Below are 15,199 nucleotides of genomic sequence, written 5' to 3'. Positions count from 1 at the left end.
TATTATTTTTTGCATGAAAAATATTTTAAGATTTTTTTTAAAAAAGACACACTTTATATTTAACGTTGACGGTGTATTGGTTGTAACCTCTCAGAAAGATGAAAAATATATAAAATGGAGCAACATCAATAAAATAGTGGTGTTAAATATATTTGAAGAGTACAGTGGTTATTTCTTTACAGAAGATTACCGATCAAAAAAATTGTATCATGATATTTCTATAGATTGCTACAAAAATAAATTAAAGGTTCGTACTGGAGGTGCTCCGCTTACCAAACAAAATGTTTCGAAACCATTTTCCAAAAAATTTGGTACGACCACACTTTTTCATCCCGTGTTTGTTGAATACAAAGATGATTTAGGGAATTTGAACTTATATGCAACCCATTTTGAAGGGAGTAATAAGGACATATACTTAAAGCAACTAGAGGACTTTTTTCCAGCAGAAAGACTTTTTCAGAAAGCCAAAATAGAAGGGTTTTCATCGTTGTCAGAGCTGAAAAAATCAATTTTGTAGCGTGGTCTTGTCTTAATTACGAATTTATTCTTTTTAAGTTGTCATTTTAAAAATTGTATTTTTGCTCTTCACTATTTCCAGCCTTTAACAACCTGTTTAAGGTTCTAATTAAGTTGAAATTTTTTGTAATTTCATTAGACATTGCTATTCCTGATACCCCAGATTCTAAGAGGTCAGCAATGTTTGTTTTGGTAATATCCCCATAAGCAATAATAGGGGTTTTAGTATCCAATTCTTCAACAATCAATTGATACGCTTCCTTGTTAAGAGCAGAGTTGGTTTCGTTATCAGTTTTTGTTTGTTTGAACTCTCCTAAACCAATATAGTCTACATGTTTGTTGATTAGAATTTTGCATTCTTGTAGAGTGTTCGCTGACGCTCCGATAAGTTGCCAACTGTGTAAATGTTTCCTTACTTCTGTTACCGTATGGTTATTGTCTCCTAAGTAAACACCATCTGCTTTTATTTCTTTTGCAATTTTGGGTTGGTTGTTTAGAATCAATCGAGTTTGAAAATGATGGGTAATCTTGCGTGCTTCAGTAGCTATTTTTAAAGCCTTTTTGTCAGATATGCTTTTGAAGTTTAGTTGTATCAACTCAGCCCCAGATTGACAAGCGTTCTGAATATTTTCAAGATGGTCTTTAGGAGATATTCCTTGTGATATATAATGTAGTTTAGGAATTAGCATATGGTTTCTTCTTTGTATGTAATTATTTTGATGAGAATCTTATTTTGGATTTAATAAATTTTCAACGTAGAGTTTAGCATTCTTAACGGCGTCTTCCAATGCTATACCAAGAGCAATATTACAGGCTATTGATGAGGATATGATCGAGTTCTTATGTGGTTTATGAGCGTTTGTTTTTTTGCCAGGTGGAATATTTACCATCACGATCTTGCTATGGTATAATTTATCCCATCCCTCTTTGCTAGTTTTGTTACGTTGACTTAAAAAGATATTAGTATGCTCTGAATAATATGCTATGGTTTCTTCAATTTGTTCATCAGAAATCCAGGTTTTCAGGTCATCATGGTCTACAACCATTAGCGAGCAATTTTGTAAGATTTTTTCTAATAGTTGTTGCTCTGTTTTGGTGTTGTAATTAAAAGGGAGATTTTTCTTTGAAACAAGATTAAGTATTATTTTGATCTTAGCGTTTATCTGCTTTAGTCTCTTGATGACTAGCCAAATTATTTCTGGGTTCTGTAGCGTTTCAATTTTAACAGTATTTATTTCATATTCTGAAAACACTAGCGCTATTTGTTGTCGTATAATTTCTGAGGAGCTCCAATGACAATTGTTATAGTCAATTTCTTTGTGTGCCACTATAGCGGAACAGACAGACAATCCATGAAGATGATGTGCTTCGAATGTTTTAAGATCTGATATGATCCCACTATTTTCTGTAGGGTGGTGGTAAGTTATTGTCAGTATAGATTGTTGCGTTTTCAAAAAAATAAATTTTAGATTTTGTCATTTTGAACGAGCAAATTTATTTGTTTCGCTGGCTAAAATTAGGGTTTAACTTTTGTTGGCCAATTGTCCACAAGCGGCATCAATATCTTTTCCTCTGGAACGACGTACATTGACCACTATACCGTTTTTCTCCAAAGCATAAACATAATTATTTGTGGCTTTCGAGCTTGCTTGTTGATATTTTCCATCATCAATTGGATTGTATTCAATGATATTTACTTTACAAGGTACGTAAGAGCAAAACGTTACCAATGCATTAATATCTTCCTGTTTGTCGTTAATATCTTTCCAAACCACATATTCATAGGTAATTCTATTTTGGGTTTTTGCATACCAATATTCTAAAGATTCGCGTAAATCTGTTAATGGAAATTTCTTAGAAAATGGCATGATTTTATTACGAGTTTCCTCTATAGCAGAGTGAAGGGATACTGCTAGATTGAATTTCACTTCATCATCAGCAAGTTTTTTAATCATTTTAGGTAATCCTGAAGTGGAAACAGTAATTCGTTTTGGCGACATTCCTAAGCCTTCTTCACTTGTAATCATTTCAATGGATTTAATCACATTGTTGTAATTCATTAGTGGTTCACCCATTCCCATATACACAATGTTTGAAAGTTTGTGTCGATGTGTTTTAATACTCTCCAAATTAATAGCAGCTACCTGATCATAAATCTCATCAGCATTTAAATTTCTCATTCTTTTTAATTGTGCAGTTGCGCAAAATTCACAATCTAGACTACATCCTACCTGACTAGATACACAAGCGGTAGTTCTATCGCTAGTAGGGATTAGTACAGATTCCACAATTAATCCATCGTGAAGCCTTACTGCGTTTTTTATAGTACCATCTTTACTTCTTTGCATATCATCAACCTCAATATGATTGATGGTGAAATGTTGTTCTAGCATATCTCTCGTTTCTTTGGAGAGATTTGTCATGTCTTCAAAAGTATGAGCAGTTTTGCTCCACAGCCATTCATAAACTTGGTTACCTCTAAAAGGTTTGTCTCCTTTTTCTACAAAAAAGGTTCTTAGTTGGTTTTTGGAAAGGGCTCTGATATCTTTTTTAGACATGTTTAGTGGTGTGAAAAATATTAGGTAAAGGTACGGAACTAATACAAAATAAAAATCCCGGAGTATAAAACTTCGGGATTTTAAAATATGCTTAATCTTGTTTAGATGATCAACATGGCATCTCCATAAGTGCTAAATTTATACCCTTCTTTGATAGCTTCTTGATAGGCTTCCATCAGAAAATCGAAGCCTGCAAAAGCTGCTACTTGCATCATTAAAGTTGATTTGGAAGGATGTAAGTTTGTAATCATTGAGTTGGCAATTCTGAAATCATAAGGTGGAAAAATAAATTTATTGGTCCATCCATCATATGGGTTTAATCTATCATTTGAGGAAACAGAAGATTCTATAGTACGCATAACAGTGGTTCCAACAGCGCAAACTCTTCGCTTTGTGTTTATTGCGTTGTTCACGCGATCACACGTATCTTGAGAAATACTTATTTGTTCCGAATCCATTTTGTGTTTAGATAAATCTTCAACTTCAACAGGATTAAATGTTCCTAGGCCTATGTGTAAAGTAATTTCAGAAAAATCAATTCCTTTAATCTCTAAACGCTTCATCAAATGTTTTGAGAAGTGTAATCCAGCTGTAGGCGCTGCAACAGCACCTTCTTCCTTAGCATATATGGTTTGAAAACGTTCAGCATCTTCTTCATCTACTTCTCTGTTTAGATGCTTGGGAATTGGGGTTTCTCCTAGTTGATCTAATTTTTTTCTAAATTCTTCGTAAGAACCATCATATAAAAATCGTAAAGTTCTACCTCTTGAAGTTGTATTGTCAATAACTTCTGCTACTAACGAATCGTCTTCTCCAAAAAATAATTTATTTCCTATTCTAATTTTTCGAGCAGGATCAACTAAAACATCCCATAGACGATTTTCTGCATTTAATTCACGCAATAAGAACACTTCAATTCTAGCCCCAGTTTTTTCTTTGTTTCCATACATACGAGCAGGAAAAACTTTAGTGTTGTTTAAAATCATTAAATCACCATCATCAAAGTAATCAATAACATCTTTAAATTGCTTGTGTTCTATGGTTTGTTCTTTTCTGTTCAAGACCATTAAGCGTGATTCATCTCTGTATTCTGCTGGGTGCTTTGCAATTAATTCATCAGGTAAATCAAAGTGAAATGCGGATAACTTCATGAGTTTGTTGTTTTTAAATAGATTGCAAATATACAATCTCCCAGTAGGGGTTGTCAAGCATATTGAGGTTTATTTTTGTTTTAGGATAGGGCAATGTCACGTCATCATAGTGATATGACTACTGTTTAGAAGTGTTATAGCGTCTTTTTAGATTTTAAAAATAAACGTAAAAGCGCTCAAATTTATAGAATCTAAGCGCTTTTGAATGATTTTGATGAGATTGGTAGGAATATATTTATTTCTTTTTATTGAAATCTACCAAAATCGTTCCAGAAAGTAGGATATGATTTGGAGACTACTCCAGCATCATCAATGTTGATGTTTGTTTTTAGTAATAATGGTGCAAAAGCCATAGCCATTCTGTGGTCATTGTAAGTTGCTATGTGTACATCATTACGGATAGTACCCTCAAATGCTTTTACGGTTAAGGTGTCATCAGTATGTAGTATAGTAGCACCGAGCTTGGTTAATTCATTAAACAAAGCAACAATTCGATCTGTTTCTTTGATTTTTAGAGTATGTAAGCCGGTCATATGACATTCTATTCCCAGTCCAAAAGCGGTAACTGCAATGGTTTGAGCAATATCGGGTGCCTTTACCAAATCGAATTCAACACGTGTGGGCAAATTGAAATTTGGTATTTTTTCTAATAGGATAGTGTTCGCTTTAAAAGTAGTGCTCACTCCAAAATTGTTGTAGATGTTTTGTAGCACCGAATCCCCTTGTAAACTATCTTCTTTGTAGGACGAGATTTCTAGTCCTCCAGATTTTGATAAAGCCACAAAACCATATGAGTAGGATGCTGAACTCCAATCTGATTCTACTGTAAAATCAGTGTTTTCAATCTCTTTTGTCGGGGAAACTTTAATGAACTGTCCCTCAAAACTTGTGGTAACTCCCAAGTTATTCAACAAGCTTAAAGTCATTTGTATGTATGGAATCGAGGTTATTTTCCCTTCAAATTCGATGGTAAGTCCGTCAGATAATGTTGGTGCAATGAGTAGTAAAGAAGAGATATATTGACTACTAACGCTACCATCAATTTTAACTTTGTTACCAGTTAAGGTACTTCCTGTGATCTTTAGGGGTGGAAACCCATCATTTTTTACGTACGCTATTTTGGCGCCCAAAGATCGTAATGCATCAACTAAAATTTTGATTGGGCGTTCTTGCATTCTAGCTGATCCTGTTAAAATAACTTCGGAGTTTGGCTTTACGGCAAAATAGCTGGTTAGAAAACGCATCGTAGTCCCAGCGTGTCCTATATTGATTTCTTTTTCCGATGAATTTAATGCGTTTAGCATTAGGTTGGTGTCATCAGAATTAGACAAGTTGTTAATTTCTATACTTGGGTATAACGCCTGTAAAATTAACAAACGGTTACTTTCACTTTTAGAACCAGTAATTTTGAAAGAATCATTTACGGTTCCATTGTATTTCTTAAGGAATTTAGTTCCTATGTCTGCATGTGCCATTTTATATCATATTTTTAGCCTTGCTTTTTGTTAAAAAAGCCATTACAAATCCATATCCAACAATAATCGCTACTCTTGTAGCTACAAATGGATACCAACTACCGTCTTTAAAACTTTCAGAGATAGCATTTAAATTTCCGCTTTTAAATAATTCTGCTGCAACAAAAACAATTGTAAGAATCCCTCCAAAAGAAATCATAAATCTAAGTGCTAACTTCCACAATGGTGTTTTTGCTACTTTTTTTACTTTTTGATTGGCCATTATTTTAATTTTTGATTGTTGTGATGACGATCGTGATCTCGTTTTGTTTTTAGATCTAGTTTAGTATCAAAAGCAGCTTGTAAATCAACTCCTGTTTGATTGGCTAAACATAAAACTACAAACAAGACATCAGACAATTCCTCTCCGAGGTCTTTGTTTTTGTCACTTTCTTTTTCAGACTGTTCTCCATATCTTCGAGCAATAATTCTTGCCACTTCACCAACTTCTTCGGTAAGTTGAGCCATGTTTGTTAGTTCGTTAAAATAACGAACACCATGCGCTTTTATCCAGTTATCTACGTCTAATTGTGCGTTTTTAATATCCATATAATAGGTCTTAACATTAAAAAACCCAGCGGGTTCAAACGCACCAAAGATAAGGCTTTGCTTTACAAGTAAAAATATTAGAGGAGGAAAGTGTTAAAGATGTTTTTTTGTCAGAATCTCTAAAAATTCTTGTCTTGGAATTTCATATGCGCCTAAGCTTTCTAGATGTTCGTTATGTACTTGGCAGTCTAATAATCTATATTGATGTTCATTCAGGTAGTTGTTGAGCCATGCAAAAGCAACTTTGGAGGCATTGCTCATTTTGCTAAACATACTTTCTCCACAAAATACATGTCCTTGATCTACGCCATACAAACCACCAACCAACTTATTGTTGTGCCATACTTCTACAGATTTAGCTATGCCAAGTTCATGGAGTTTAATATAGGCTTTTTGCATGTCGTTAGTAATCCATGTCCCAAGGCCATCATTTCTATTGATGGTTTTACAATTGTAGATAACCTCTTTAAATTGCTGGTTAAAAGTAATGTTAAAGATGTTTTTTTTAAGAAGTTGATTTAAACTTTTAGACGGTTTATAGTGTCTGGGGTCTAAAACCATTCTCCAAGCAGGACTGTACCAGACAATAGGTTGTCCCTCAGAATACCACGGAAAAATTCCGTTTTTATAAGCCATAATCAATCTTTCTGTAGATAAATCTCCACCAATAGCAAGTATATCCTCAGCGTTGGCTAAGTTGGGTTCAGGAAATGTGGTGGTGTTTTGGTCTAAGGTATACATGTTGATTGTTGCTTAATGTAAAAACGCTTTCAAATGTATTGAAAGCGTTTTTATACGGCAAAGATGATTTTCTTAGAAAGGCAAATCATCTGGCTCTTCGTTTTGTGCAATCGATGTCGTTTCAAAACTAGCAGGTGCTTCGCCACTTTGTGAGGCTGCTGATGCGTTAGCTTCAATTCTCCAACCTGTGATAGAGTTGAAATATTTGGCAACACCTTCTGGATTGATCCACTCACGTCCTCTCAAATTGATAGAAACAGTAACGTCTTGTCCTACTTTATATGTGTCTAAAATATCTACTTTATCTTGAACGAATTCAATCATTAGCATTTGTGGGTACTGCTCATCGGTCGTTAAAACCAATTCTCTTTTTCTAAATCCACTAGCGCCAAAAGTTTGAGTTTCGTTGATTAATTTAATTTTTCCTGATACTTGCATGTCTTCATTTATTTGTTGAATATCAAAAATAAATAGATTGTTAAGAAACTAAAATAGAAACCGTTTAAACTTATTAACAAATCTATGCTATTGTTGATAACACTTTGTTTATAACGGTTTTAGGGCTGATGGTTTCCATTGCTTTTTCGTAGCCAGGTATTGTTTTATTCCCATATATAGATGTTGGTAAAAGCGGGTATTGCTCTCTATCAGCAGTTAAGCCGTTCATTTCTTGACCAAACGGAGCAAAGCCAGCATAGGGATGGGTGGCGCCCCAAAGGGTTATGGTAGGTACGCCGAATAGTGCAGAGAAGTGACCATTGCCACTATCCATACTGACCATAGCAGACAGTTGGCTTATTATAATTAATTCGTCTTTTAGCTTAATTTTACCAGCGACACTAAACACGTTTTGGTTTTTTTCTTCCAAAGTGTTCAAGAGGTGAATTTCTTGTTGTCCTCCTCCAAACAATAAAATTTTATGCTGTTTGGAGAGTTTGTTCACGACTTCTTCCATCAATTTTAAGGGGTATTTTTTGCTCTCGTGCGCGGCAAAAGGAGCAATGCCAATCATTTTTTCATTGGGTTGATACTGAATCAAATCTTTTAAGTTCTCGGTAATTTCTTTTTTTTCTTTGAATGAGGGAGTTTTGAGGTCTATAGGTATTCCCAGTCTTTTAAATACCTCACAGTAGCGTTGATGTGTGGAGATTAAACGTTTAAATTTTTTATTTTTTCTAGCGGTCAGTGCTTTTTTTTCAGATCTTCCTTTGTTGATAAAACAAACCTCGATCCCCTCTAATCTAAAAAAAAATCTTAAAATTTTAGAACGGAGTACATTGTGTAAATCTGCTACGCCATCAAACTTTAGAGGTCTTAGTTCTTTATATAGTTTATAAATTCCTTGAAGTCCCTTATGTTTTGTTTTTACGTCAACAGCAAAGAAAGTTACCTGGTCTAGATCATCAAAAAGAGGTTTTAAAAAACTTTTTGAAACAATGGTGAGCTTAAGCTCTGGGTTTTGATCAGTTAAGGTTTTAATCACGGGAACGGTCATGGCAACATCTCCCATGGCAGACAGTCGAATCACTAAAAGGTGTTTAATATTTTGCATTGAACGAATTTAGTTATTTTCTGATGATGTTTAGTAATGTCTATTTAATATTTCTAAGCGTTACGTTTGTTTTGGATGTTTTTAGAAAATATAGACCGGGAAAGCTATGCCGGCTAGCCTTTTGTAATATTGATAACTCAATAATATTTAATGGAATTTGAAAGCGAACTTTTTTATAAAATTTTGTTATTGACGCCGTTGTCAAAAGAGTGTATTTCATATTGACATTGGTTTTCTGGGGTAGTGTGATGGTGTTGATTAATTATACAATTCTTTTGTCTAGTTGTAAAAGTCCTTATTTATAACCAGTTGAGAATACTATCCCATGTAAAATGCTTATTTTTACCCTCAAATTTTTGGATACATGATACAGTCAATGACAGGGTACGGGAAAGCAATTGTGCAATTGCCCACCAAAAAAGTGACCATAGAAATTAAAACGTTAAATAGTAAAAACTTAGATTTAAACGTTCGCATTCCTTCATATTACAAAGAAAAAGAAATTGCTGTTCGCAAAACCATCGCTAAAAGTCTGGTGAGAGGGAAGGTAGATTTCTCTATTTATGTTGAGACAACTTCAGAGGTATCACAAACAAAAGTGAATGTAAATGTGGTTGCGGATTATATGAGCCAGTTGAAGCAAATTGCATCAGGTTCTGATGTCGAATTGTTAGAAATGGCGATGAGATTGCCAGACACGTTGAAAACAGAAAAAGAAGAATTGGACCCCAAAGAATGGGCTTTGATTGAAGCAGGAGTTCGCGAAGCCATTCTGGCGCTGATACAGTTTCGTAAAGATGAAGCCACTTCTTTAGAAGTAGATTTTAGAGAACGTATTCAAAATATTCAACATTTTTCTTTAGAAATCAATAAGCATGATGAGGATAGGATGGCTGCAGTAAAAGAAAAATTACGCAAAGCTATTGACGATTTAGAAGTGAAAGTTGATGAGAATAGGTTTGAGCAAGAATTGATTTATTACTTAGAAAAACTAGACATCAACGAAGAAAAAGTTCGGTTGGCAAATCACTTAGAATATTTTTTAAAGGAATTAGATAATGAAGTTTCTGATGGTAAAAAATTAGGATTTATTGTGCAAGAAATTGGGAGAGAAATTAACACTACAGGTTCTAAATCTAATTATGCACCCATGCAACAAGTGGTGGTACAAATGAAAAATGAATTAGAAAAAATTAAAGAACAAATTTTAAACGTTTTGTAATATGGGTTCGGGAAAATTAATTGTGTTCTCAGCGCCATCAGGCTCAGGAAAAACCACCATTGTTAAGCATTTGTTGTCAGCAACAAATTTGCCTTTAGATTTTTCAATCTCGGCAGCTTCTCGTCAACCAAGAAAAGGAGAAATAGATGGGAAAGATTATTATTTTTTATCCGTTGAAGACTTTAAATCTAAGGTAGCGCAAGAAGCATTTTTAGAATGGGAAGAAGTTTATCAAGATAATTTTTATGGAACATTGAAATCAGAAATTACACGTATTTGGTCCGAGGGGAATCATGTAGTTTTTGACATTGATGCGATAGGAGGATTGAACATTAAAAAACAGTTTCCAGAACAGACATTGGCTATTTTTGTACAGCCCCCTTCGGTTGAAGAAATGGAACGAAGATTGAGATCAAGAGCAACAGAAACTGAAGATAAAATTAAAATGCGTTTGGCTAAATCAGCACAAGAATTTGAATTTGCTGAACAGTTTGATACAGTTTTGATCAATGATGATTTGTCTGTTGCAAAAGATGAGGCTTATCATAAGGTTTTAGAATTTATAAATAAATAAAAAAATGAAAGTAAAAGAAGTACAAGAACGAATACAAGCAGCAATAGACAGATTGAATGCTCACGATTTATACAAAGATTTAAACAGTATTCAGGATGTCAAACAATTTATGGAAAGCCATGTGTTTGCTGTTTGGGATTTTATGTCTTTGTTAAAAAACTTACAGTTAAAGTTAACTTGTGTATCTAAGGTTTGGTTGCCTGTGGAAAATCCAGTTACAGCAAGATTTATCAATGAAATTGTACATGGTGAGGAAACAGACATCAATGAGCTTGGACAGCCGATGAGTCATTTTGAAATGTACTTAGATGCAATGAGAGAAGTAGGTGCTAGCACTAAAAAAATAGATATATTTATTGAGCTGATTAAAAAAGGCACTCCAGTTTTAGAAGCGTTAGAGGAAGTTGAGGTTCCACAGGCAGTATATGACTTTGTATCCTATACCTTTGAGGTTATTGAAAGAGGAAAAGCACATGAGATTGCAGCAGCTTTCACCTTTGGAAGGGAAGATGTAATTCCAGAAATGTTTTTGGAAATAGTAAAGGAAACAAAAAAACAAAATCAGGACAATGCTTATACGAAGTTGTTGTACTATTTGGAACGTCATATCGAATTAGACGGAGATGAGCATGGCCCTCTTTCTTTGAGGATGATTGAAGAACTTTGTGGTAACGATCCACAAAAATGGCAAGAAGTTTTGGATGTGTCTGATCAAGCCATCGAAATAAGAATTAAACTTTGGTCTGGAATTCAATTAGAATTGGCATAGATGAAAATAGGCTTGTATTTTGGCACCTTCAATCCAGTACATGTAGGGCATGTAATTCTGGCCAATCACATGTTGCATCATACTGCTTTGGATGAAATATGGATGGTGGTAACACCTCACAACCCTCATAAGAAAAAACACACCTTGTTAGATAATCACCATAGGTTAGAGATGGTGTATAAAGCCACAGAGGAATACGATCATATTCATCCTTCAGACATAGAATTTAAGTTGACTCAACCCAATTACACAATCAATACCTTGGTTCATCTTTCTGAAAAATTTCCTCAACATGAATTTGCAATCATGATGGGTGAAGACAATCTAAGGTCTTTTCATAAATGGAAAAATTATGAAATGATATTACAGGATTATGATGTGTTTGTTTATCCAAGAATTGCTGAAAATCAAGAAGAAGTTATTCTAAAATCCCATCCCAAAGTACATTTGATACAGGCGCCAATTGTTGACATCTCATCTACGCTGATTAGAAAATCTATCCAAGATAAAAAAAGCGTACAGCATTTGTTGGCTCCAAAGGTATGGAGTTATATAGATTTGATGAATTTTTATCAATAGGAAGTTCTATTGTTTTGAAGCCCAGAAATGCTGTTTTTTCAACAGTTATAAGCATGAGTATTATTTGTTTTAATTTTTAACTCACAGGTTCTCATGTTTTGAGGAGGAGTTTCATGTTTACTGGATAAGGCTTATTCACTTTTTTTTGCAGGTATGTTTTGTTTGAGATTTTGCGCTTAATAGTAGGTAGGTATTATATATTCTGTTGTGATTTGACTTTGTTTAAAATTCTCTTTTCATAATCTTACAATTGTGTATCTTTGTGTAGGACCGGAATTTCTAGTTTTCTGATATTTGGAATTGAAATAGGATGAGTAAATTTAGTCTATCCACAAAAGGAGTGATAAGTTTTCTGAAAAACAGTATGGTTTTTCACCTTAATCATTAAGAGTTTTAAATGGCAACAAAGAGTAAGCGTATAAAAAGGAAATTGATTAAAAAATACCGTTTGGTAGTTTTAATTGAAGAATCTTTTGAAGAAAAATTTTCTTTTAAATTAACCCTGTTAAACGTTTTTGTTTTTGGCGGTTTGTTTAGTCTCTTTTTGATATTTTCCGTTATTTGTTTGATCGTTTATACACCATTAAAAGAATATATACCAGGTTTTGAATCTCCGGAGTTAAAAAAGAACGCTATCAATTTAAATTTTAAACTAGATTCTTTAGAGCAAAACATGCACGCCATAGAATTGTATACAGAGTCGATGAAGCCTGTCTTGTTGGGTGATAAATCTATTGAGATGGATGTATTGCCTTTTGTGACCAAAGATGGAGAATCGGTCTATCAATTAGGGATTGTAAACAATGATTCTATTCACCAAAAAATAAAAAATTTATACGCTTTACTGCAGGAAAAAAATAGCACAATCGAATTTTTAAAAGAAAAATATAAGGGGTTGTCATTAGCTGTTGGGGAAGACAGTATCAAAGATTTTTTTGTGGAGCCAGATAGTCTCAGTCAAGCGCAATTAGAATCTTTAGAGACCTCAGTGTTAGATTCAATTTTTAGAGAAAAAGTAGAAAGAGAAGAGCGTTTTAGTCTTTTTGGTTCAGATGATAACAAGTCTGAAGTGGCTTTTGTAACACCAGTTGAAGGTAATGTCACGGAACAATACAATACAAGTGAGCATCATTTTGCGATAGATATAGCAGCAAAAAAAGGAGCCTCTGTCAAATCAATTGCTGATGGGGTAGTTGTTTTTGCAGAAAGATCTATAGCAACAGGTTTTGTTATTGTAATTGTACACCAAGACGACTATGTTTCTATATACAAACACAATAGTAAAATAAATGTGATTCAAGGCTCATTAGTGAAAGCGGGACAGGTAATTGCTAATGTGGGTTCATCAGGGGAACTAAGCACAGGGCCTCATCTTCATTTTGAAATGTGGAAAGATAGTTACCCAGTAGATCCTACAAATTTTATGAAATTTTAACCATGAGTATCAAATCAAAAATAGCGCTACCTTTTGCCAAATTCATTAGAAAACAAGTCTATAAATGGGCTAATAACCCACTAGAAACGCAAGAGAAAGTATTTCAATATTTGATCAAAAACGCAAAAAATACAGCTTTCGGAAGGGATCATCATTTTGAGCAAATCAAGACTTATGATGATTTCAAAAAACAAGTACCTGTAAATGATTATGAAGGGATAAGATCCTATGTTGATAGAATGGTAGACGGAGAAGCGGATGTGCTTTGGAAAGGGCGCCCTTTATATTATGCTAAAACATCGGGTACTACCTCAGGCGCAAAATACATACCGATCACTAAGGAGTCTATGCCTACGCATATCAGTGCTGCACGGAACGCGTTGTTGTTTTATATTGCCAATACAGGAGATGCATCATTTGTCAATGGAAAAATGATGTTTTTACAAGGGAGTCCAGTTCTCAAAGATTTGAAAGGGGTTAAGTTAGGTCGTTTAAGTGGTATCGCTGCACATTACGTGCCGAGCTATTTACAGAAGAATAGATTACCAAGTTGGTCGACCAACTGTATTGAAGATTGGGAAACCAAAGTAGATGCTGTGGTAGATGAGACCTTAAATGAAAACATGTCTGTAATCAGTGGAATTCCATCGTGGGTTCAAATGTATTTTGAAAAACTTCAAGAAAAAACTGGAAAGACAATAGCAGAGCTGTTTCCAGCTTTTAATTTCTTTATTTATGGAGGAGTAAATTTTGAGCCTTACAAAAATAAATTTGAGAGCTTAATCGGTAAAAAAGTAGATTATGTAGAACTCTATCCAGCTTCAGAAGGTTTTATAGCGTATCAAGATACGCTAGCAGAAAAAGGGATGTTGCTTCAGTTGAACAGTGGGATATTTTATGAATTTATTCCTGCAGCTCAATTTTTCGAGGAAAATCCACCTCGACTATCAGTCGGACAGGTTAAGATAGGGGTGAATTATGTCATTATACTAAATACTTCTGCAGGGCTTTGGGGATATAATATTGGAGATACTGTTGAGTTTACCAATTTGAGTCCTTATAGAATCAAAGTTACAGGTAGAATCAAGCATTTTATTTCAGCTTTCGGAGAGCATGTGATTGGGAAAGAAGTAGAGAAAGCGCTTAACGATGCCATGAAGGGAACAGATATAACTGTAAGTGAATTTACCGTTGCACCCCAAGTAGCGCCATCAACAGGATTGCCTTATCACGAGTGGTTTGTTGAATTTGTAAACGCACCCGAAAACTTAGAATCTTTTGCCGCTAAGATTGATAAATCTATGCAAGAACAAAACATTTATTACCAAGACTTAATAAAGGGAAGTGTATTAAAATCATTGGTCATCTCTAAGGTGAAAAAAGGAGGATTTCATGAATATATGAAGTCGATTGGTAAATTTGGAGGACAAAATAAAATACCACAATTATCAGATAACCGAAAAATAGCAGATGTTTTAGAGAGTTTTAAAGTGTAGTTTTTTGTGAGGTTTAATTGAGTTTAGACCTACTTTACAATATAAAAGTGAAACAGAGTTATTTCAATAATATAGCGTCATGAATAAAACAGTTTTATTATTAATTTTAGGATTGACGTCATCCTTGTTTGCTCAAAAGGCAAAATTTAAAATATCGAAATCAAACCGTAAGGCTCTAGCATCAACTGGATATGTAAGATGTGCTACCGTCGAATATGAAAAAATGTTAGCAGAAGAAAATCCTGCCCAAATATCCACTGCAGAATTTGAATCTTGGATCTCCTCTAAAATAGCGAAGCAAGAGAGTAGAAGTACAACTGCTAGATTCGCCTCCGAAACGTATGTTGTTCCGGTAGTGGTCCATGTTATTCATGATGGCGATGAGGTCAATGGTATTGGAAATGTTTTGGGGGAAAACATATCTGATGCACAGGTGAAATCTCAAATCGCAGTTTTGAATCAAGATTTTAGAAGATCTGCTAATACTCCTGGTGGGCTAAATTCCACAGGTCTTGCCGTAGATGTAGGAATAGAATTTGCTCT

17 protein-coding genes and 1 pseudogene are annotated in these 15,199 nt (G+C 34.3%); 8 read left to right on the top strand and 10 right to left on the bottom strand.

Annotated features, from left to right (window positions below; genetic code table 11):
• Positions 1-13 precede the first annotated feature (13 nt).
• Positions 14-517 carry a hypothetical protein gene (locus tag ABF281_RS00800; RefSeq protein ID WP_347179800.1) on the top strand — a complete coding sequence of 168 codons (504 nt, stop codon included), beginning with the start codon at positions 14-16 and terminating at the stop codon, positions 515-517.
• Between the two features lie 46 nt (positions 518-563).
• Here ABF281_RS00800 and ABF281_RS00795 read toward each other — a convergent pair whose 3' ends face one another.
• The 10 genes from ABF281_RS00795 to ABF281_RS00750 all read right to left on the bottom strand — a co-directional run bounded on the left by ABF281_RS00795 (position 564) and on the right by ABF281_RS00750 (position 8,581).
• On the bottom strand, positions 564-1,205 hold the full coding sequence (locus ABF281_RS00795; protein ID WP_347179799.1) for a thiamine phosphate synthase: 642 nt from the start codon (positions 1,203-1,205) through the stop codon (positions 564-566).
• A gap of 39 nt (positions 1,206-1,244) precedes the next feature.
• Entirely contained in the window at positions 1,245-1,970 is a 726-nt protein-coding gene (locus ABF281_RS00790; RefSeq protein ID WP_347179798.1) for a bifunctional hydroxymethylpyrimidine kinase/phosphomethylpyrimidine kinase, read from the bottom strand.
• Between the two features lie 69 nt (positions 1,971-2,039).
• Positions 2,040-3,074, bottom strand: coding sequence for a 23S rRNA (adenine(2503)-C(2))-methyltransferase RlmN (rlmN, locus tag ABF281_RS00785; RefSeq protein WP_347179797.1), 1,035 nt, complete (start codon positions 3,072-3,074; stop codon positions 2,040-2,042).
• A 101-nt stretch (positions 3,075-3,175) separates the two neighbouring features.
• Entirely contained in the window at positions 3,176-4,225 is a 1,050-nt protein-coding gene (gene queA / locus ABF281_RS00780; RefSeq protein WP_347179796.1) for a tRNA preQ1(34) S-adenosylmethionine ribosyltransferase-isomerase QueA, read from the bottom strand.
• 245 nt (positions 4,226-4,470) lie between these two features.
• A complete protein-coding gene (locus ABF281_RS00775) occupies positions 4,471-5,700 on the bottom strand; it encodes a 3-phosphoshikimate 1-carboxyvinyltransferase (protein WP_347179795.1) in 1,230 nt (409 codons plus the stop codon).
• A 1-nt stretch (position 5,701) separates the two neighbouring features.
• Positions 5,702-5,962, bottom strand: coding sequence for a hypothetical protein (locus tag ABF281_RS00770; protein ID WP_347179794.1), 261 nt, complete (start codon positions 5,960-5,962; stop codon positions 5,702-5,704).
• The gene (locus ABF281_RS00765) at positions 5,962-6,288 is read right to left on the bottom strand and encodes a nucleotide pyrophosphohydrolase (RefSeq protein ID WP_347179793.1); all 327 of its coding nucleotides are present in this window, start codon (positions 6,286-6,288) and stop codon (positions 5,962-5,964) included. Before ABF281_RS00765 ends, ABF281_RS00770 begins: the two co-directional genes overlap by 1 nt.
• Positions 6,289-6,381: 93 nt before the next feature.
• Entirely contained in the window at positions 6,382-7,029 is a 648-nt protein-coding gene (gene aat / locus ABF281_RS00760; RefSeq protein WP_347179792.1) for a leucyl/phenylalanyl-tRNA--protein transferase, read from the bottom strand.
• A 72-nt stretch (positions 7,030-7,101) separates the two neighbouring features.
• Positions 7,102-7,467 (bottom strand): DUF3127 domain-containing protein, encoded by a 366-nt coding sequence (locus tag ABF281_RS00755; RefSeq protein WP_347179791.1) that lies wholly within the window; start codon positions 7,465-7,467, stop codon positions 7,102-7,104.
• A gap of 82 nt (positions 7,468-7,549) precedes the next feature.
• A complete protein-coding gene (locus tag ABF281_RS00750) occupies positions 7,550-8,581 on the bottom strand; it encodes a glycosyltransferase family 9 protein (RefSeq protein WP_347179790.1) in 1,032 nt (343 codons plus the stop codon).
• A gap of 364 nt (positions 8,582-8,945) precedes the next feature.
• Here ABF281_RS00750 and ABF281_RS00745 point away from each other — a divergent pair, with 364 nt between their 5' ends.
• The 7 genes and pseudogenes from ABF281_RS00745 to ABF281_RS00715 form a co-directional block, all read left to right on the top strand.
• On the top strand, positions 8,946-9,803 hold the full coding sequence (locus tag ABF281_RS00745) for a DUF1732 domain-containing protein (protein ID WP_347179789.1): 858 nt from the start codon (positions 8,946-8,948) through the stop codon (positions 9,801-9,803).
• 1 nt (position 9,804) lies between these two features.
• Complete coding sequence (gene gmk, locus ABF281_RS00740) at positions 9,805-10,377, top strand: guanylate kinase (RefSeq protein ID WP_347179788.1); 573 nt, start codon at positions 9,805-9,807, stop codon at positions 10,375-10,377.
• Positions 10,378-10,381: 4 nt separating this feature from the next.
• The gene (locus ABF281_RS00735; protein WP_347179787.1) at positions 10,382-11,146 is read left to right on the top strand and encodes a DUF3050 domain-containing protein; all 765 of its coding nucleotides are present in this window, start codon (positions 10,382-10,384) and stop codon (positions 11,144-11,146) included.
• Positions 11,147-11,725: a nicotinate (nicotinamide) nucleotide adenylyltransferase gene (gene nadD, locus ABF281_RS00730; protein ID WP_347179786.1), complete on the top strand. Its 579-nt coding sequence runs from the start codon at positions 11,147-11,149 to the stop codon at positions 11,723-11,725.
• 397 nt (positions 11,726-12,122) lie between these two features.
• A complete protein-coding gene (locus ABF281_RS00725) occupies positions 12,123-13,160 on the top strand; it encodes a M23 family metallopeptidase (RefSeq protein WP_347179785.1) in 1,038 nt (345 codons plus the stop codon).
• 2 nt (positions 13,161-13,162) lie between these two features.
• Positions 13,163-14,656 carry a GH3 auxin-responsive promoter family protein gene (locus tag ABF281_RS00720; protein WP_347179784.1) on the top strand — a complete coding sequence of 498 codons (1,494 nt, stop codon included), beginning with the start codon at positions 13,163-13,165 and terminating at the stop codon, positions 14,654-14,656.
• A gap of 79 nt (positions 14,657-14,735) precedes the next feature.
• A pseudogene (locus ABF281_RS00715) lies at positions 14,736-15,199 on the top strand (peptidase); the annotation flags it as partial.

It is taken from the genome of Wenyingzhuangia sp., from assembly GCF_039768515.1.
In the GTDB taxonomy this organism is placed as follows: Bacteria; Bacteroidota; Bacteroidia; order Flavobacteriales; family Flavobacteriaceae; genus Wenyingzhuangia.
This window is presented reverse-complemented; position numbering and strand designations above follow the sequence as displayed.